Source organism: Sinomicrobium weinanense, assembly GCF_018863395.1.
GTDB classification, from domain to species: domain Bacteria; phylum Bacteroidota; class Bacteroidia; order Flavobacteriales; family Flavobacteriaceae; genus Sinomicrobium; species Sinomicrobium weinanense.
In genome coordinates, this window is sequence record NZ_JAHKRR010000008.1 from 15,845 (window position 1) to 35,699 (window position 19,855).

At 44.9% G+C, this 19,855-nt stretch carries 13 protein-coding genes; 6 read left to right on the top strand and 7 right to left on the bottom strand.

Features of this window, described 5'->3' with window-relative positions; all coding sequences use genetic code 11:
* Nucleotides 1-36: 36 nt before the first annotated feature.
* From KN811_RS17685 to KN811_RS17715, 7 genes are all read right to left on the bottom strand, one after another.
* Nucleotides 37-1,248, bottom strand: a complete 1,212-nt coding sequence (locus tag KN811_RS17685) for a lanthionine synthetase C family protein (RefSeq protein ID WP_187966761.1) — start codon at nt 1,246-1,248, stop codon at nt 37-39.
* Nucleotides 1,249-1,272: 24 nt separating this feature from the next.
* Nucleotides 1,273-2,556 (bottom strand): hypothetical protein, encoded by a 1,284-nt coding sequence (locus tag KN811_RS17690; RefSeq protein WP_187966762.1) that lies wholly within the window; start codon nt 2,554-2,556, stop codon nt 1,273-1,275.
* Nucleotides 2,557-2,825: 269 nt separating this feature from the next.
* Nucleotides 2,826-3,029: a hypothetical protein gene (locus KN811_RS17695; protein WP_187966763.1), complete on the bottom strand. Its 204-nt coding sequence runs from the start codon at nt 3,027-3,029 to the stop codon at nt 2,826-2,828.
* A gap of 13 nt (nt 3,030-3,042) precedes the next feature.
* Nucleotides 3,043-3,219, bottom strand: coding sequence for a class I lanthipeptide (locus tag KN811_RS17700; RefSeq protein WP_187966764.1), 177 nt, complete (start codon nt 3,217-3,219; stop codon nt 3,043-3,045).
* Nucleotides 3,220-3,330: 111 nt separating this feature from the next.
* Complete coding sequence (locus KN811_RS17705) at nt 3,331-3,486, bottom strand: hypothetical protein (RefSeq protein WP_187966765.1); 156 nt, start codon at nt 3,484-3,486, stop codon at nt 3,331-3,333.
* A 449-nt stretch (nt 3,487-3,935) separates the two neighbouring features.
* Nucleotides 3,936-5,252 carry an HlyD family secretion protein gene (locus tag KN811_RS17710; RefSeq protein WP_187966766.1) on the bottom strand — a complete coding sequence of 439 codons (1,317 nt, stop codon included), beginning with the start codon at nt 5,250-5,252 and terminating at the stop codon, nt 3,936-3,938.
* A 146-nt stretch (nt 5,253-5,398) separates the two neighbouring features.
* Nucleotides 5,399-7,603: a peptidase domain-containing ABC transporter gene (locus KN811_RS17715; protein ID WP_187966767.1), complete on the bottom strand. Its 2,205-nt coding sequence runs from the start codon at nt 7,601-7,603 to the stop codon at nt 5,399-5,401.
* Between the two features lie 397 nt (nt 7,604-8,000).
* On the opposite strand from KN811_RS17715, the gene KN811_RS17720 reads away from it, so the two are divergent.
* The 6 genes from KN811_RS17720 (at nt 8,001) to KN811_RS22035 (ending at nt 19,846) form a co-directional block, all read left to right on the top strand.
* Nucleotides 8,001-11,126, top strand: a complete 3,126-nt coding sequence (locus KN811_RS17720; protein WP_187966768.1) for a SusC/RagA family TonB-linked outer membrane protein — start codon at nt 8,001-8,003, stop codon at nt 11,124-11,126.
* A gap of 21 nt (nt 11,127-11,147) precedes the next feature.
* A complete protein-coding gene (locus tag KN811_RS17725; protein ID WP_187966769.1) occupies nt 11,148-12,593 on the top strand; it encodes a SusD/RagB family nutrient-binding outer membrane lipoprotein in 1,446 nt (481 codons plus the stop codon).
* 21 nt (nt 12,594-12,614) lie between these two features.
* The gene (locus KN811_RS17730; protein WP_187966770.1) at nt 12,615-13,457 is read left to right on the top strand and encodes a hypothetical protein; all 843 of its coding nucleotides are present in this window, start codon (nt 12,615-12,617) and stop codon (nt 13,455-13,457) included.
* Between the two features lie 418 nt (nt 13,458-13,875).
* A complete protein-coding gene (locus KN811_RS17735) occupies nt 13,876-16,890 on the top strand; it encodes a SusC/RagA family TonB-linked outer membrane protein (RefSeq protein WP_187966771.1) in 3,015 nt (1,004 codons plus the stop codon).
* 11 nt (nt 16,891-16,901) lie between these two features.
* Nucleotides 16,902-18,257 carry a RagB/SusD family nutrient uptake outer membrane protein gene (locus KN811_RS17740; RefSeq protein WP_187966772.1) on the top strand — a complete coding sequence of 452 codons (1,356 nt, stop codon included), beginning with the start codon at nt 16,902-16,904 and terminating at the stop codon, nt 18,255-18,257.
* A 251-nt stretch (nt 18,258-18,508) separates the two neighbouring features.
* Nucleotides 18,509-19,846 (top strand): carboxypeptidase-like regulatory domain-containing protein, encoded by a 1,338-nt coding sequence (locus tag KN811_RS22035; protein ID WP_345725295.1) that lies wholly within the window; start codon nt 18,509-18,511, stop codon nt 19,844-19,846.
* Nucleotides 19,847-19,855: the final 9 nt, after the last annotated feature.

Below are 19,855 nucleotides of genomic sequence, written 5' to 3' on the forward strand. Positions count from 1 at the left end.
GAACTGTCTATTCAAAAATACATTTTTCCGGCATTTCTATCCTATCATCAGGCATTCATCCCATGAGTTGTCACCGGACAGGTGACTAATGATACTGAGCCCTATACCTGCGATGCCTTCCAGAAGTGTCAACTCGCCCCGCCATTCACGATCTTGTCCTCTCCATTGTTTAAACCCGGCGTAACCGTCTTCATAGACCGCTTTTTCCAGGCCATCACTGAGCCAGAAGGCTGCGGCTTCCCGGAATGCTTCTTCCCCGGTTTCGGCGTACATCCGGTTAAATATCTGTGCATTGCCGAAAGAACCATGACACAGGCCTGCATCCCTGACCATACTACTTTCGGGGGCAGTGCGACGGGTTGCGTGTTTGAGGATCTCAACCGCAGTTTGTCCCAGTCCTGTATCTTCGAGGCTCTTTGACGCCTGCCAGAGGGAAACTCCCACTCCCGGATCGCCATAGCACCAGGCCAGGCGGCTCGTTCTGTCATAGTCTTCACCTTCTTTGACCCAGGCGGGGAACAGGGACATGACACTGCTATCTTCATTTTTATGACTCAGGATATATGCTACCCCTCCCTTTAGCAGGGGATGCACCTGGGTCCTAAATATATCATGTTTATATAACCGTGACAAAAAATTCACGATACTGGACATACCATGGGACAGGCTAAGATTGTACCCTTTTTCACCGGTTTCCCTGTTGAGCACAGATAACCATTTTATTTTATCGCCATCCGTTTCCGCCAGTTCGCTCAAAAGACCGATCAATTCATACAGGTGATTTTTATATCGCTCTTTCAGCCCGGCAGACCTGGTATTCCCGTACCGCTTCAGAAAATAAAAACCGTACCCCAGTGCCCCGTGCAGGAAATCGTAATTTCCCTCTTTTATATCGGAGACCATGACCCCGTGGAGGTAATGATCCAATTCGGCGAGTAATTCGTCACTTTCCGCATCCATGAAATCCTGTTGTTCCAGGTGGTCCACCACCCAGCCTGTACCGGCCAGGCCTGAGCAATAGGTCGGAAAACCGTAGCCGTTGTTTATCCGCTCTATACCATCGGTAAGTATTTCCGCCCCAATATCAGCAAATTCGTCAGTGTCCAGGAATTTGGAGTAGTGGAACTGGAAGAGAGCTATTCCGGAGGTCCCCGCCAGAACCCCGGTTTGGTCGCTTTCTTTATATTTTTCCCTGAGGATATGGCTAATTTCTTTGAGTTTTGCATGAAGAAGTTCTTCTTTTTCCATGTATTGGGTTTATGCAGGTTAAATTTATCGGTTAAAGGAGTACTCATTGATCCAATGAAATCCCCGGTTAATGAGCAAAAAATCAGTCCGGTCTTTTCTTTGAAATTGTATTTTGAGGGTGTCCCTGTGGTGATAACCGTTCAACAGCAATACGCTATCTTTTACGGTATAGGTAAAATCATAAACGAAAGTCGTATCGCGGAAAGACACGAGTTTCAAAGTGTTGTGAACCGTATCCGTCTCATTCCTGACGTACTGGATATTTCCGTCCATTTTCTCTATACCTGTTCTCCACCTGTCTATCACCAATCGTTTCCAGCGGTGGCCATCTTTGGTCAATGACGGCAAGGTGTCCTTTCCGGAAATAAACCGCTCCGTTTCATAAATACCGTAGAGGGCCGGGAGTGGCCTTTCTTCTCTTGTTATCTTGCCGTACAGATTACTCCCAATAATATAAATCAAAACGATCCCTTTGAAAATATACCCGGCCACATTCCAGCCTCTTTTTTGAAAATAGGGTTTTAATACAACCGGGGCAACAGGCTTGTTACGAATAAAAAAACGCAGTAGGTTCCTGGCATCCGGAAGCAGGATAAAGGCAGCCATAAGCACAAGGTGTGCCGAGTACAGTTTTACCGGCACGTCATAGCTCATATTCAGTAAAAAGACATTAAGCATAATACCAAAACACATAAGTGCTCCCAAACGTACGGTGGGCCTGAACATTAACAGTATGCCCGCGATCACTTCGGCGGCACCGGTAAAAATGGAATACGCATGGGAGTTTCCCATAAATTTCCAAAGCAATCCCATAGGTGAAGAATTACCATGAGGTGTTATCAGGTCAAAAAGAGTGGGATCCCAGAACTGTATAAGAAATACTTTAGAGAAGCCATATGTCAACATGGAAAATGCCAGGTAATACCGGAGTGCAATGATAAGGCCGACCAGCCAGCCGGAATAATTTTTCTTCTTATGGTCCAGTAAAGACCATATCAGCACGGCAAAGGCTGCTATGCATAAACGGGTAAAAAGTTTTAAAAAATCGAAGGTCGTATCTCCGCTAGTCCGGTTTCCCCCGGGAATTTCTTCCACGATGTGAAATATGTCCTTACTGATCAGGAGAACCATCCATTGCCAGAAACCATCGATCCATGAGCTTATATGATCTCCTATTTTAAACGGAATATATTGAAACGGAAAAGGAAATAAGAACAGTACATAATAACAAAAGACCAGGCGAAAGAGTGTTTTTTCTGCGGTATTCCATTGGGGCTCGGTAGTAGTGGTTGTAGATGGGTCAATCATAATTGTAAAAGTGAGCTATGGTAAACAAAACGACGGGAGACATCCTTTTATGCTACTTAGACTGGATGTTTTTTCCTTTTTAGGGATAAGTCTTCCGGGGAGTTTCTTTTTTCATACTCGACTTTGCTTTGGTCAATAGCTTTCTAATTTAGAAAAATTAAACAAAAACACGTCCTGTTCTTTAAAATTTAACTGTAAAAACAAAACCACCCCTGGTTTTCAACCCAAAGGTGGTTTAGTGTTATTCCAATATTAAAAAATATTGTGTCTTACGGGCATCCTCCGGTAGTTCCTCCACAATTGCCGTCTCCCGTAGCCGGGTCGCAAACTTTCATTGTTGGAGGGCTACAAACCGGCCACCAGGTCTTGCCGCAGCCATAGCTTATCCAGTCCCCTCCTTTTATCTTTTCAGAATTAAGGTCAGAGATGGTCTGTTTGTTCAGTTTAAGTGTTTTTAAACTTCTTTTTTTCATGATAATGGGATTTTTAAGAAATATTGTTACACACTGTAATACAATCTTGCTTTATGGACTGCGTAGGTCCCGGGCAGGTTTCACAACTATACCCGGTTTCTCCGCCCAGAATTTCACGGGCTGTCTCCTGATCCAGGCGGCTAATGATCTTTTTGTTCAGACTTAGGTTTTTGAGATCCTTTTTTTTCATGGTTATCGATTTTAATCTATTTTGATATCATAGCATAGAATGCTTTTACCACACTCTTTTTTCATTTTTTACAACCCACATTCCGGGTATTGTAAAACAAAAGGGCTTAACCTATCCTACACACGGTCGGGCTGCTGTACATTCCGGTGGCCAGGAACCTGTACATGCAGGACTGGTCCAGTCTTCTCCGCCCTTCAACTTTTCGGGAGTAAAGCCGGAAATCGTCTTTTTGTTGAGTTTCAGTGATTTTAAACTTCTTTTTTTCATGATTAAAGGTTTTGGATTAAAATACAGAACCGGGTAAAAAGGAAAATGACAGATCGCTGTTCCGGATAGTACCTACCACTCTCATTCCGGAGAGTTGTAATAAGCTATACCGGAATATTTGACGAACAAGCTATGAAACTGTTCCACAGTCGATCTGCTTCCTGTTTCCCTGTCCTGAAAAACGATAAAATAAATACATTAAACATCCTTCCGGGACCGGAAGAATTAGAGGTCATTCCTTAACCTATACACGGTCTTGCCTGAGAGCATGCCGGTGGCCAGGAATCTCCACAACCGTAGGTAGGTCAGTCTCCTCCCTTTACTTTTTCGGGAGTAAAACCGGAAATGGTCTTTTTGTTGAGTTTAAGCGATTTGAGGCTTCTTTTTTTCATGAGAATTAAATTTTAGGATTTGGATTCTCAAGATAGCAAAAAAAATCACAAATACATTTAATTCCGTGAAAATATTTTATTCAATTGATAAAAGATCCGTTGCAGGATACTGAGCTCTTCCGTGATGATCTCGGCATTGCCCTGCATTTCCTGCCGGAATTCGAGTTTTTTATCAAACGAAGTCTCCAGGCTGCCCACATTAACGTAAATGGAATATATGGCTTCTCCTTTTTTCGGAACAGCGGAGATATCGACAATATGCCCCTGCAAACTGCCCCATTCCTGATAAGGGTAATTATCCAGTTTTATGATGACCTCCTGCCCTACCTTCACTTTCCCGGAATTCTGCACCGGCATGGTTACCTGCCCGATCAGGGAATCGGTCTCTTCCGGCACTACTGTAAATACAATATCTCCCGCCTGTACGTTCTGGTATTTGTGGCGTATATCGAACATGGAAACCTTGCCTTTCATCGGGCTTTTTAAGATATTGGTAAGCTCCCAGTTATGGATCTCGTTCTTCAGGATTTCGAGACTTCCCTCTAATTGCTGGCGATAGCTGTAGCTAAGTTCTTCGCCCGTAATGGTAGACTGGGTCTTACTTCCACTGAGTGAAGCAATGGCAATACGGGTATTGGACACGGAACTTTTGAGGTTCTCGTATCGCTGCTTGTCTGCGAGATAACTCCTGGAGATGGTCTCGAATTCGGACCTGGAAATAACCCCCTTGTCCAGCAACGCCTTGTTCCTTGCGTATTCCGATTCGGAAAGGGCCAGTTCCTGTGCAAAGAGTTCCAGCTGATTTTGCTGTTTGTCCAGCAGCTCGTATTGCTCTTCTATTTGCTGTGTGGCTGCCATGATCTCCTGCCTGTTCGGTTCCAGTATATTAAAAAGGACATATTTCTGATATTGGGACACAAAATCGGAATAAGCCTGCCGGACGCTCCCCAGCTTCAGATGAGGCGGAAAAATGAGCGGGATGGAATCCGGGGGTATCAGGCGTGGTGTAAAATCTGACAACCTGTCCCTGAGCTTGTATACATCCCGGAGATCTGCCGTATTTTCTATCTCTGCCAGCACCTCACCTTCTTTGACGGACTGATCGGCTTTTACAAACAACCCCGTTAACTTGCCCGAACTATTGGCTTCTATATAGGCCGGGGGTGTCCTGGTGGTGATGGTAATACGGGCCATGATAATATCGTCATAACGAATGAGCGCACTTTCCACGATGAGAAGTACTACGATAATAAATACTACCGTAGTCCCCCAGCGGATCATCCAGCCGGGCGCTGCTCCAAGAATCTCCTTCACCTGGTCGGAACGTTCGTCCAGGTGGTCGATCTTTTTCTTTTTCTCTTTGGTTTCACTCATTTTTTCCCTCGGCTTTAGTTTATCCTGAGCCTGCCTGCACTGAGCACTTCGATAAATGATATACTGACTTTATCGAAGTGCCCGGTATATTACTTGTCGAACTGCCGAAGGGCTCAGGAACCGGAAATCTAAATTCGAAAATCCTTTTATTCTCCCAGTTCCAACTGGTTTTTGACCAGCGTATAATAGGCCCCTTTTTTCTGTGCCAGTTCCCGGTGTGTCCCCTGTTCAATGATCTTTCCTTTTTCGAGAACGATGATCTGGTCGGCATTTTTTACCGTACTGAGCCTGTGGGCTACGATGACTACGGTCTTCCCTTTATAGAACTCCTCCAGGTTCTCCATGATCGTCTTTTCGTTATTGGCATCGAGGGCACTGGTGGCTTCGTCAAAAAAGATGTATTTCGGGTCTTTGTATACCGAACGGGCGATCAGTATGCGTTGTCTTTGCCCGCCACTGATATTTACCCCGCTGGAGCCTATTTTGGTGTTGTAGCCCGACGGCTGTTCTTCGATAAAACCTTCTATATTGGCCACACTGACAGCATGTACCAGCCGCTCCTTGCTGATGACCCCTTCCGAATCGGACTCTGTAATATTCCGGGCTATCGTATCCCCGAAGAGAAAACCATCCTGCATGACCGAACCGCATGCCCTTCGCCACATGGTGGTGTTCAGGTTGTTCAACCGCGTATTTCCTACGGAGATGGTCCCTTCGATGGGGTCATAGAATTTGAGCAGGAGCTTTACCAGGGTGGTCTTACCGCTTCCGCTGGCACCTACTATGGCCGTTACCTTACCTTCCGGGATCTCGAAATTGAGATGATCGAGCACCAGCGGAGAAGCACTTCCGCCATACCTGAAACTGACATCCTGGAACTTAACACTTTTGTCATCCGGAAGATCAGTTATATTATCTTCAAAAGGGTCTTCTTCATCGTCCCTGGAATGAATTTCCGCCAGCCTTTCCAAACTTATCTTGGCATCCTGCCCGGTTTGAATAAAAGTGATAAAATTGTTGATGGGAAGATTCAGTTGCCCTATAATATATTGTACGGAAAGCATCATCCCCAGGGTGAGTTCTCCTTCGATCACGGCTTTGGCAGCGATGAACGTGATCAGGATATTTTTTAATTCATTGAGAAAGCGCCCCCCGGTATTCTGCGTCTGGGAAAGGGACAACCCTTTAATGGATATCTTGAACAGGCGCACCTGGATCGCTTCCCATTCCCAACGCCTTCGCCTTTCCGAACCGTTGAGCTTGATCTCCTGCATCCCGGAAATGAGCTGGTAAAGGCTGCTTTGGTTGTCGGACGACTGGTCGAACCGCTTGTAATCCAGCTCCGCTCTTTTTTTCATAAAGAGCAGGGTCCACCCGATATAGAGTATGGAGCCGAAAAGAAAGATGAGAAATATCCCCAGGTCGTAATAGGCCAGCACCACCCCGAAAATAACAACATTAAATGCCGAGAACAGCGTATTGAGCGTAGTGGTGGACAAAAAATTCTGTATCCGGTTATGATCGTAGATCCGCTGAATGATATCTCCTGTATTCTTGGAGTCGAAGAACGCTATGGGCAACCGCATCAGCTTGATGAGAAAATCAGAGATCAGGTTGATGTTCACCCTGCTGGTTACATGTAGTAAAATCCAGCCCCGTATGAGCTCTACGGTGGTCTGGGAAATGAACAGGGTCAACTGGGCCACCAGTATGAGATAGACAAAATTAAGGTTCTGGTAGTTGATCCCATAGTCTACCACAGCCTGGGTGAGAAAAGGAAAGATCAACTGGAGCAAACTGCCTACGAGCAGGCCCAGGAATAATTGGGTCAGGTGTTTTTTATAGGGTCTGAAATACCAGAACAGGAATTTAAAGCCGTATTCTTTTTTCGTTCCCTGATCGTTTTCATAGAAATTGGGCGTAGGTTCGAGTAACAACAGGTAGCCTTCGTCGCTATCTATATCGGCGCTTTTCCCCATCCAGCCGGATACAAATTCCTTTTTACTGTATTTCACCAACCCATGGGCCGGGTCTGCCACGTATACCTTGTCCTTTTTAATGGCGTAGACCACTACAAAATGCCGTTGCCTCCAATGCGCAATACAGGGCAGGGGTACTTCTTGCTCCAGGGTTTTAAAATCTATGCTCACCGCCAGGGAGTGAAAACCGATGCTTTCTGCAGCTTCGGCTATCCCGCCCAGGGATACCCCCTCGCGGGTAATATTGGCTTTCCGTCTTAAAAAATCGGTAGAATAAGACCTTCCGTAATACCGGGCTATCATCCGAAGGCAGGTAGGGCCACAGTCCATTTGATCGAGCTGCCTGTAAAACGGAAACTTCTTCAGGTTCATAAATAGGTTTTAGTAGGTAGAACTCCTTGTTCTGGCAGTTAAGGAATTTTTGTTCAGCGTACTAAAATAGAAAAAAACTCAGACGTATAAACCCGTAGTATAAACAAAATTCGCCGACATCCCTTTGTCTTTTTGCCTGAAACAGTTCATACAGAAACGATCAGAAGATTTCTCCAGGATTTAAAGAATGAAGGCTTTTTCTTTCTTACACAGAATTCATATCTCACAACAAATAGTTAATAATTATATTTTAATAGTACTAATTAACTTAATTTTAACTAAATAATTTTACTAAAATTAACTTATAAAGTTAAAATTTAATACAATAAAAATTAATTTCTTGTGTATTTAACATTCTTTTAAGATATTTACAGAAGCTAATTCAAATAATTAAACAATGAGAACAAAGTTTAGTAGACTACTAACGCTACTATTAGCGTTTGTTGTGCATCTTTCTTTTGCACAGGAAAAAACGATCACAGGTACGGTAACCGATCAGAACGGTATGCCCCTGCCGGGAGTTAACATTCTTGTAAAAGAGTCCACTACGGGAACCCAAACCGATTTTGACGGGAATTATTCCATTCAGGCCAGCACAGGCCAGGTCCTGGTCTATTCGTATATTGGTATGACCAATGTAGAAAGGACCATCGGGGCAGAAAACACCATTAATGTACAAATGGCCGAAAGTGCCGAAGCGCTGGAAGAAGTTGTTGTTACCGCCCTCGGTATCAAAAGAGAAGAAAAAGCTCTGGGTTATGCTGTACAAGGTATTTCCGGTGACGGTTTAACCGAAGCGAGGGAAAGCAACATATCCAATGCCATAAGCGGTAAAGTTGCTGGAGTACAGGTAACAGGAACCTCAGGTAGTGTTGGCGCTTCCTCAAGGATTGTCCTTAGGGGTAATTCGTCAATAACAGGTAATAACGAACCTTTGTACGTAGTCGATGGGGTTCCTATTGACAATAGATCTTTTGGTGATGCAGGTTCTACAGGTGGCGTCGACCTACCGAACGGGGCCGCTGACATCAACCCCGATGATATTGAATCAGTATCCGTTTTAAAAGGGCCTAATGCCGCCGCACTATATGGCTTAAGGGCGGGTAACGGTGTCATAGTGATCACAACCAAAAGAGGCAGCGAAGGCAAAAAATTCGAAGTCTCCTTAAACACTAACGTCACCTTCTCCAATCCTTTAATATTGCCGGATTATCAAAATTCATACGGGCAAGGCGGAGATCCCAGCGGTTTTGAATTTGTTGATGGTGCCGGTGGTGGTATTGGAGATGGAGTTGATGAGAGCTGGGGGGCCCCATTGGACGTAGGCTTAGAATTTATTCAATGGAACTCTCAGTTAATAAACGACGGAAAACCTCTTCCGTGGGTTTCTTATCCGGATAATGTAAAGGACTTCCTGGACACAGGGATCAATATCAGCAATAATTTATCACTCACCAAGGGAAACATGAGATTATCCATCGGTAATAGTGATGAACAGGGGATGATCCCTTTTACGGAACTCAAAAAACTGACTATTGGATTTAACGGAAGCATGGATCTGGGAGAACGATTCACGGCGAGCCTGTCTGCCAATTACTTTAATATAGACAGTGATAATTTACCTATAAGCGGGTATAACAACGAAAACCCTTTTCAGCAATTCATCTGGTCTGCCAGGAATGTTAATTTTGCAGATCTAAGAGACTGGAGAAACTTTCCTTTGGCCCCGGACCATACTGCTGCTGCGGGCACTCCGCTCAACTGGAACCACAATTTCCAGAACAACCCGTATTGGGTGCTGGAAACCAACCGAAATACACTTGAAAAGGACCGTCTTGTAGGTAACGTCAATTTATCATATCAATTAAATGACTGGCTGTCCCTAAGCACTACGCTAGGAACAGATTTTTACTCTCAATTGGAGACCAGCAGGCAAGCCATGGGAAGTAATAATGCTCCTGACGGATCTTACACAGAAATACAAAGAAGGTTTGAAGAGATAAATGCCAGCGTGCTGCTGAGCATGGAAAAGGACATCTCAGAAGATATTTCGATTTCATTCAATGTGGGGGGCAATCATATGAACAGAAAATACCACAGTACTTTTGGATCCCTTCCAGCTTTGGAGCTTCCGGATCTATACAATTTATCCAATTTACAAACCGGTGCCACAGCAACAGTTAATAATACAAATCGAAATCAAAAAATAAACAGTTTATACGGATACGGACAAATTGCGTACAAGAACTTCTTTTTTATTGATTTCACCGGTAGAAATGACTGGGCAAGTATTTTACCCAAAAAGAACAACTCGTTCTTCTACCCTTCCATTTCCACTTCCATAGTACTATCTGACATATTCAACCTGGGAGAAAGTGTAAATTTCCTCAAATTAAGGGGTGGATGGTCAAAAGTGGGAAGCACTGGTGCATTAAGCCCTTACAATATCAATCCCACCTTTAGCCTTAACAACACAGGTTTTGGCAACCAGGGGCAGGTACCTAACACCCTATTCAACCCCAACTTAAAAGCAGAGACCGTTACAGGTATAGAGGTTGGTCTTGACGCTAAATTTTTCCAGAACAGATTACGCTTAAATGCAACATACTACGACCAGCAAAGTGAAGACCTGTTAGTTCCTATCCAGGTATCTTCCTCAACGGGTTACCGAAATGTATGGGATAATATCGCAGACATGAGTAATAAGGGTGTGGAAATACAACTTGGAGGAACAATAGTTCGCACTGAAGATTTCAGTTTCGATATAGACCTCAACTGGGCAAAAAACGACAACCAGGTCACTTCATTAGGTGAGTTAGACAGCTATGTCCTTGGAGGCCAATGGGGTGTTACCCTGGAGGCCCGTGCCGACCATCCGTATGGCGTGCTCGTGGGACGTGATTTTGAAAGGACTGATGATGGCCAGGTAATATACCAAGACGGACTTCCGTTGATTGACCAAACCCCGAAAGTCCTCGGAGATATCGCCCCAGACTGGACCGGAGGTGCCAATTTCTCTATCAGGTACAAAAACCTTGATTTTTCTACGTTAATAGACGCAAAAATCGGAGGAGACATTCATAGCATGACGTACGCCTGGGGGAGATATGCTGGTACTCTTGAAGAAAGTTTAATAGGAAGAGAGGGAGGTGTAGTAGGTAATGGTGTAAAGTCTGACGGCAATGGAGGCTATGTTCCCAACGATGTGATTTCCCCTGCAAAATCCTTTAACCAGGCATCTTATAGCAACTCGATCGAGTCCAGCGCCATATTTGATGCTTCTTACGTGAAGCTCAGGCAGGTGACTCTCGGCTATTCCATACCTTCGAGATTATTAGAGAATACCCCTATTCAATCCCTTAAGTTTTCAGTAGTTGGCAGAAACCTGGCCCTATTATACAAAAAGGCCCCACATATAGACCCCGAAACCGGTTTTAGTAGTGCTAACGGCGAACAGGGCCAGGAGTTCGGACAATATCCTTCTGCCAGAAATATAGGCTTTAACATCAACTTAAAATTCTGAATAGGTTAAAAAATATATATCATGAAAAAAATGAAGAAAATATTATATGTATTGTTTAGCCTAATAATGATCACAGGCTGTGATAAAGATTTTGAAGAGCTAAACACAGACCCCAATAACCCGGTGGCACTCCCCGCACACCTATTATTGGGTGGATCACAAAGAGTTTATTCCAACGTATTGTATGGAGTTTTGGGGGGTGCCGGAGGCGATATGGGAGCCGTTTGGGCACAAACATGGACAAAAGTCCAGTACAATGACGAAGAAAGATATGTTCCGAGAAGAGGAGTCATTGACAATATTTGGGACAACATATATTCTGACGTCATATCCGAAGCAAATGCCATGTACTTCCAGGCAGAGGCAGAAGGGAATACCAATCTGCAGGCCATTTCTCTGATAATGCAGGCTTCCGGGTATCAGTTTTTAACTGAACTGTACGGCCCTATTCCTTTCACAGAAGCTATGTCCTCCGACATATTAAAACCCGTGTATGATGATGAAGCCACGGTATACGAAGGAGTTATTGATATGTACACGCAAGCTGCCGGTATGCTTTCGGCAGAAGGAGGAGAAGTAACAGCCTCTTCAGATTTATATTATGGTGGAGATATCAACAAATGGAGAAAACTTGCAAATTCACTGAAATTCCGGGCTTTAATGAGGATTTCATCCACCAGGGATGTTAGTTCTGAACTACAAGCATTGATCAACAATGGGCAAATGTTTACTTCTAATGCAGACAACGCACAGGTGAGCTACTTACCCAATCAACCGGATGCAAACCCCATATATGAATTGATTGATTTCGGATCAAGGCTTGAGTACAAGGTGAACTCCGCTTTGGTAGAAATGATGGAATCCTTAAATGATCCCAGGCTTGAGGTCTATGCTGCTCCAAATGCAGACGGTGATATTGTGGGTAAACCGGCAGGATATGGCAACCAGACAACACTGCCTAATGAAGCCTTGGGTTATACCTATGCCAATATTTCAGGTTTAGGGGAATTTTACTTAAATCCCGAACTCCCCGGCACTTTAATGTCGTATGCCCAATTGAGTTTTTTAAAAGCAGAAGCCGCTAACGAAGGATATATCTCCGGAGGTACGGCCCAGGCATTGACTTATTACAACGAAGGGATCGAGGCAAGTTTTCAGTTTAACGGTTTGAATGCTACAAACTACTTAACCCAATCTAACGTTAGTTTTTCCACCCAGGCCGATGCAAGAGTAAAAATAGGAAATCAATTGTGGTTGGCATTATTTGACCAGGGATTTGAGGCATGGACAGAATGGAGAAGAACAAAGATCCCGGCATTAGACCCGGCAGCAGAGGCTGCTATAAACCAAATCCCTTCCCGTTATTACTACCCGACCACAGAAGTCTCTTTGAACAAAGACAATTACGATAGCGGAGCGCAACGGCTTGGTGGCGATGAATTAACATCACCCTTATTCTGGCAATAACTAAACTTAAACTGTTAAAAGATGAAAAATATAAAATTCCTTATATACACCATACTGGCTCTGTCTATCACCGTATCCTGTATAGATGATGATAATGACGAATTAACAGGAGATGCCATCATGGGAGGCATAATGATTGACATCAAATCTGACTCAGAAGGTAAATTTTTAGGAACTCCGGAAAGTGGTGTTGACCTTGAAGATGCTTCAGTAAGTATTTCAGAAGCCAGCCTTCACCTGGTGATTAACGAAACCTCAGGCTCTTTTGATGATGTTGAAAAACTTGAAGTTGTCAAATCGTTCAATGGAGGCGAGGAAATACCTATTGCCGAAACCAGTTCACTTCCATATACAGTAGATTTAAGTTCAATTGACGATTTCCTGTCCGGAACAGGTATAGCCGAATCTGATCTAAGAATTGGCGATCAATTATCGCTTATAATTAAAGTATACAAAACCGACGGGAATGTGCTATACTACACTTCATCTATCGGAACATTTAATTTAACGCTGAATTGTTCCTATGACCTTGCAGGCACATATACCATGTCTAATACTATTTGCGACAATCCGCAAACTGTAACCATATCATTAAATGCCGATGGCACATGGTATGCTTCTACTGCCGACGGAGGCCTGCTGCAATTCTGTACATCAAACACTTCGTTACAGAACGACGGTAATTTTTCCGTTATATGTGAAGGTATTGTTCCTCCAAGCGATGATGTTGCCTATTGTCCGGATTTTGGTATTGGTTGTATTACCGGTGGAAGTTGGGATCAGGAAAACGGAATCCTTATCCTGGAACACAATGATGACTACTTTGACAATGGCGCCTATACCTCAACTTATGTTAGACAATAATTAAATCAATTGCATATTATTAAGAAACTATTTAAATTTTATTCTCGCTGAGGGCAATGAAATATACACGGGAATCACCTCCATAAAAATCCCGTTTATTATTGCCTCAGACAACACTGGCCATAATTATATATTTTGGTGTTATATTACATATATTTTTTAGCTAGAAGCTGCCCTCGCGGGCAGCTTCATTTTTTTTGTCCCATGCCCCCATACAATCCTCCCTTTCGGGAAAGGACACTCCCTTCCTTAAGCAGTGCCATATCATTTCAAAAAGATAAATATTCTCCCAAATAAATCACCTTTATTTATTAAATCGATGACATAATGTTAAAAAAATACATTAATTAAGATAATATTTTGGTTATACAACACTAATTTAAGATTTTTGACAACACCTAACTCAAACCCTTTCAAAATGAAAACAAAATTCAGCAGACTCCTAATGCTACTGATAGCATTTGTTGTGCATACTTCTTTTGCACAGGAAAAAACCATCACGGGTACGGTATCCGCGGAAGGGCTTCCCCTTCCCGGTGTAAACATCCTTATCAAAGGGACTACCAGCGGAACCCAGACCGATTTTGACGGGAATTATTCCATCCAGGCCAGCCCGGGACAGATATTGGTCTTTACCTATATCGGGATGACAACAATGGAAATGGAAGTTGGAGAGGGCAACAGCATCAATGTCAGCATGACAGAAGATGCCCAGGCCCTCGACGAAGTCATTATCGTAGGATATGGTACGCAGAGCAAGAGAAAGCTCACCGACAATGTCGCCAAGCTCACTTCCGACGATATTTCGGAGATCCCCACTCCCGGGTTACAAAATTCCCTCTCCGGAAAGGCAGCCGGGGTGCAGGTAACACAAACCAACGGTAAGGTAGAAGGAGGGATCAACATCCGAATAAGGGGAGTTGCCAGTATTGGCGCCGGGGCCGAGCCCCTGTATGTACTCGATGGGGTGCCTCTTATCAACGACAACGAATCCAGCACGGATGCCCCCACCAACCCGCTTATCACCTTAAGTTCTAATGAGATAGAATCCATCGACATCCTAAAAGATGCCTCTGCTTCTGCTATATACGGATCAAGGGGCGCCAACGGAGTGGTGCTCATCACCACCAAAAAAGGGAAACAGGGCAAAGGCACCTTTGCCCTGAACATGTCTCACGGTATCAGCCGGCCTACCAATAAAAGAGAATGGCTGAATGCAGACGAATATATCGAATTATTTACCGAGGCCGCGATAAACACTTACGGACAGGAAGAAGGGACAGCACGCGCCGAAGGAATGTTCGACGACCTGTCCTCCGGTACCGACTGGCGAAACAGGGAAGTAAGTACCGACTGGCAGGACCTCGCCCTTCAAAACGGGTATGTAACAGATGCCGACCTCTCATTATCCGGAGGAAACGAAAAGACGAACTATTTCTTTTCAGGGGCTTATCACGACACCAAGGGTATTATTCGTGGTAATGAAATGGAAAGGGTTACGGCAAGGGTAAATTTAACCCACCAACTGTCCGACAAGTTCAGAACCGGGGCCAATATCAGCTTTTCCAGGACGGAAATAGACAGGATTGCCAATGACAACGCATTTGTCACCCCCATGCAGGCCATAGCACAATCGCCATTGTCACCGGCCTTTCTCGATAACGGCGACCCGAACCCCAGTACCCTGTACTCCAACTTTCTGCTGCAGGACAAGCACGCTTTCTTTAACACTGTAATACGAAGAGTTACGGGAAGGGCTTTCGGAGAATACCAGTTCCTGCCGTTCTTAAAGTTCAATTCCGATTTTGGTTACGACCTGTACTACCAAACAGAAGACAGCTATACCGGAAGATTGGCCCCTTTCCAGTCTACCAACGGAGAAGCCTTCGTTTCGAGCCTGGGAACAGAATCTTATGTATTCAGTAATTACCTGACCTTTACAAAGAACATCGCCGATATTCACGACATTGAAGTTGTTGCCGGTATGGAATACAATAATTCCAACAGGCGGTTCGAGAGCGTAACCGGCATAGAATTTCCGAGCGATGATTTCCAGTCCATTTCAAGCGCAGCCGAAATTACGGGTGGTGGAGGCGAACGTTCGAGAAATACTTTCCTGTCGTATTTCGCAAGGGCTACCTATTCTCTGCACGACAAATACCTCTTTAAAGCAAGTATCCGGAGAGACGGCTCGTCCAGGTTCGGTAAAGACAAACAATTCGGTACTTTTTCTTCCCTTTCAGCCGGATGGATACTTTCGGAAGAGAACTTCCTGGCAGGTTTCGACGCCCTGTCTTTTTTAAAACTAAGAGCCAGCTGGGGACAAACCGGGAATGCCAATATCGGCAATTATGCATGGTGGAGCCTCTATGAAGCCATTTCGTATAACCAGCGCCCGGGCATAAGCCCGATACAGGCAGAAAATCCTTTCCTCACCTGGGAAAAGGTAGAGCAATACGATATAGGGCTGGAATACGGCTTCTGGAATAACCGCATATCCGGTGAAATCGATTATTACGTAAAAGATTCCGACGGATTGATCCTGGAAAATCCGCTCCCCATGACATCCGGCCGGGACTTTATTACGAGGAATGTCGGGCTCATACAAAACAAAGGAGTAGAATTCGTGCTTAACACCAGGAATATCGTAAAGGACGATTTTACATGGAACACCAGCATCAACCTTTCCAAAAACAAAAACGAGGTTAAAGAGCTTCCTGATGACGGGGCCGACATTATCACTGGCGAAAACATCATCAGGGAAGGAAAGCCCCTGAACGCTTTCTACCTGATAGAATATGCAGGAGTTGATCCGGACAACGGGGACGCCCTGTTCTACACCAACACCACCAACCCTGACGGTTCACTTAGTAAGGAAACCACCACCAACCCCAATGAGGCAAACCGGATCGTTACCGGCCAACCCTTTGCGGACTGGATAGGAGGATTGACCAACACCATTCTCTACAAAGGGATCGACTTCAGTTTCACCTTCCAGGGCGAATGGGGTGCCAGCATATACAATGCGGGAGGCGTATACCAGTCTGCCAATGGCGACTACTGGGACAACCAAAGCAGGGACCAGCTCAGAAGATGGCAGCAACCGGGGGACATTACCGATGTGCCACAGGCACGGCTGTTCGGGTCTAACGGAGTTACCCAGTCTACCAGGTATCTCCAGGAAGCCGATTTTATCCGCCTGAGAAACCTTACCCTGGGATACACCCTTCCGGAATCTGCCATAGAAAAGATAGGACTGAGCAAGTTGAGGGTCTATTTTACAGGATTCAATGTACTCACCATTACAGGTTATGACGGATACGATCCGGAAGCCCGGAGTGATGCCGGAAGCACCGCAGCCGGCAGGGGCATAGACTTTTATTCGGCCCCGGCAGCCTCTACATATTCCATAGGTTTTAATATCAACTTTTAAAAAAGGAGAAGATGAAGAAATTTAAAACATACGGCCTCATAGCGTTCTTGTTCGGAGCCATAATCTCCTGCGAGAAAGAGCTCGATATCGAACCCATTCAGGAAATCCCTCAGGAAGTTGCCCTGTCTTCTTCCGAAAATATTGTAAATCTCCTCACCGGGGCTTATGAATCCGCAGGAAATATAGACGCTTACGGCGGACGGCTCCAGATGTTGTCCGACCTGTACGGTTTCACCGACCAGGCCACATGGGTAGGTACTTTTCAACAACCCAGACAGGTCTTCAGCAAAAACATTCTTGTAAACAATTCATTTATAAGGGATTTCTGGGGAAATGCTTACAGCACCATAAATATGGCCAACCTTGTTATCGACCATATCGACATTGTCGAACCCGACCTGCAGAAGTCTGTAATGGGACAGGCCCTGTTTCTGCGCGCCCTGTCCTATTTTGACCTGGTCCGGTTTTTCGGAGCGAATTACGAACCCGGTGCACAAAACACACAACCCGGAGTTCCGCTTTCATTGAAAGGGATCACAGACTACGATACCGACCTTACTATTGCCAGGAGTTCCGTAGAAGAAGTTTATGCCCAGGTCATATCAGATCTGCAGGAAGCCTATGAATTACTCAAATCGCCAAACTCATACTTTGCAGGGAAATATACTACCAAAGCCCTGTTGGCCCGGGTTTACCTCCAGCAAGGCAATTATCAGGGTGCCCTGCAAGCCGCTTCTGAAGTTATAACAGACAGTAAATATAAGCTCACCCCTTCCTTTGAAGGAGCCTTTAACAATGATGTCAATTCCACGGAAGACATTTTTGCCATACAGATCACTTCCCAGGACGGGACCAACGACCTTATCACCCACTATGCCGATCAGCCTTTCGGCGGAAGAGGCGGGGATATCGTAGTTGAAGAAACCTACATCGATCTCTTTGACGATGAGAATGATGAAAGGGCCGGGTTCTTTTACATAAGCGACTATAACGGCGGTACGCTTACCAGTAAATACACCAATCAATTTGGCAATGTCCCCGTGATCCGCCTGGCGGAGATGTACCTCATACGGGCGGAGTGTAACCTCAGGCTGGGCTCGGAAACCGGAGATTCCCCCCTGAATGATGTGAACACCATACGTCAAAGAGCAGGAGCAGCACCAAGAGCAGCTGTAACCCTGGACGACATTCTGCTGGAAAGAGAACTGGAACTCGCCTTCGAAGGCTTTTTGATCCACGACCTGAAAAGAACACAACGCTCCGTAGGAGAATTGCCGTATAACGACAACAGACTGCTATACCCCATCCCCCAAAGGGAGATGGACGTGAACTCGCTCCTGGAGCAAAATCCCGGTTACGGAAATTAAAAATCACCCTCTTTTAAAAACATCTGATAAAAGCTGTCCTTCACGGGACAGCTTTTTTATATCCCCCCCCTGCCATCCCATCTAAAAATTCGGAATTTCCTACCCTTTTCACTCATAAATATCACATTCCCGCACATCATTATTTAACATTTATAGAAAATTACTGTTAAATTAACTTAATTTAACATATTATTTGCATCTTAAATTAAATTTTAAGAATTTTATAATCAACTAATTCAAATAATTTTAAGATGAGAACAAAGTTACGCAAGCCATTAGCGTTATTGCTGGCTTTTGTTGTGCATGTATCTTTTGCACAGGAAAAAACGATTTCGGGTACGATAACCGACCCGAACGGTCTACCACTTCCCGGAGTTAACATCGTGATACGGGGAACTACCAGCGGCACTCAAACCGACTTTGACGGTAATTACACAATTACTGCAGAGATAGGCCAGACCCTGGTGTTCACTTATATCGGGATGACAGCTGTAGAACAAACCGTGGGAGCGGCCAACACCATTGATGTACAAATGGTAGAAGATGCTCAGGCCCTTGAAGAGGTGGTAGTGACCGCCCAGGGTATTTCCCGGGCAAAGAAATCCCTTGGATATGCTGTGAGCGAAGTATCCTCGGAAGACGTTGAGCAAAGAGCTGAAGGAGATGTGGCCAGGGTCTTGTCCGGAAAAGCATCCGGGGTAGAGATCACTTCACAAAACGGTACTTCCGGGTCCGGAACCAACGTCGTTATCCGTGGTTACACCTCTATTAACGGTAGTAACCAGGCTCTTTTTGTGGTAGATGGTGTACCTTTTAGCAGTGACACCAACACCAGTAATGAAGCTACCGGTCAGGGTTTTACAACGGGTAATGTAGGTTCCAGCCGTTTCCTGGACCTGGACCCCAACAATATCGAAAGCGTGAGTGTCCTTAAAGGCCTGGCCGCAGCAACCCTCTACGGTAGTGCCGGTAGGAACGGGGTGATCTTAATTACCACTAAGGCCAACAGCGGCAAAGGAGGCCCTAAAAAAACGGAAATTACCCTGAACACCTCTTATTTCTTTAACGAAATAGCCTCGATACCCGATTACCAGGATAACTATGGTAATGGCTTTAACCAGTCTTTCGGGTGGTTTTTCAGTAACTGGGGACCTGCTTTCCGGCCCGATGGGGTTGATGGCTACCTAAACGACCCTGCGCAATTGATTGACGAAAACGGTACCGTAGAACACCCCTACTCTACAAGTGGTTTCCTGGCCAACTTTCTGGGCGGTAACAGTGAGCTGTCCCAACAATTTGACGGACAACGCTATCCGTATAAGCCTTACAACAGTGTAGAAAACTTCTTTCGCACCGGGAACGTAAGCAATACCTCTTTGAATATACGTGGCGGGTCTCAGGATGGCAACGTTAATTACAATTTAAACTTCGGCCACCTGGAAGAAACAGGATTCACTCCCGGCAACACACTTACCCGAAACAATTTATCTATTGGAGGTAAGGCCAGGCTAAGTAATCGTTTTACCGTAAACGGAACTTTAAACTACTCAAGGACAAGCTACATTACCCCCCCCCGTAGCGCCGGGTGATGGTAATGC

What these genes read in the sequence shown, in the direction of transcription:
- KN811_RS17685 (WP_187966761.1), bottom strand. Translation starts at nt 1,248, where the DNA reads ATGGAAAAAGAAGAACTTCTTCATGCAAAACTCAAAGAAATTAGCCAT.
- KN811_RS17690 (WP_187966762.1), bottom strand. Translation starts at nt 2,556, where the DNA reads ATGATTGACCCATCTACAACCACTACTACCGAGCCCCAATGGAATACC.
- KN811_RS17695 (WP_187966763.1), bottom strand. Translation starts at nt 3,029, where the DNA reads ATGAAAAAAAGAAGTTTAAAAACACTTAAACTGAACAAACAGACCATC.
- KN811_RS17700 (WP_187966764.1), bottom strand. Translation starts at nt 3,219, where the DNA reads ATGAAAAAAAAGGATCTCAAAAACCTAAGTCTGAACAAAAAGATCATT.
- KN811_RS17705 (WP_187966765.1), bottom strand. Translation starts at nt 3,486, where the DNA reads ATGAAAAAAAGAAGTTTAAAATCACTGAAACTCAACAAAAAGACGATT.
- KN811_RS17710 (WP_187966766.1), bottom strand. Translation starts at nt 5,252, where the DNA reads ATGAGTGAAACCAAAGAGAAAAAGAAAAAGATCGACCACCTGGACGAA.
- KN811_RS17715 (WP_187966767.1), bottom strand. Translation starts at nt 7,603, where the DNA reads ATGAACCTGAAGAAGTTTCCGTTTTACAGGCAGCTCGATCAAATGGAC.
- KN811_RS17720 (WP_187966768.1), top strand. Translation starts at nt 8,001, where the DNA reads ATGAGAACAAAGTTTAGTAGACTACTAACGCTACTATTAGCGTTTGTT.
- KN811_RS17725 (WP_187966769.1), top strand. Translation starts at nt 11,148, where the DNA reads ATGAAAAAAATGAAGAAAATATTATATGTATTGTTTAGCCTAATAATG.
- KN811_RS17730 (WP_187966770.1), top strand. Translation starts at nt 12,615, where the DNA reads ATGAAAAATATAAAATTCCTTATATACACCATACTGGCTCTGTCTATC.
- KN811_RS17735 (WP_187966771.1), top strand. Translation starts at nt 13,876, where the DNA reads ATGAAAACAAAATTCAGCAGACTCCTAATGCTACTGATAGCATTTGTT.
- KN811_RS17740 (WP_187966772.1), top strand. Translation starts at nt 16,902, where the DNA reads ATGAAGAAATTTAAAACATACGGCCTCATAGCGTTCTTGTTCGGAGCC.
- KN811_RS22035 (WP_345725295.1), top strand. Translation starts at nt 18,509, where the DNA reads ATGAGAACAAAGTTACGCAAGCCATTAGCGTTATTGCTGGCTTTTGTT.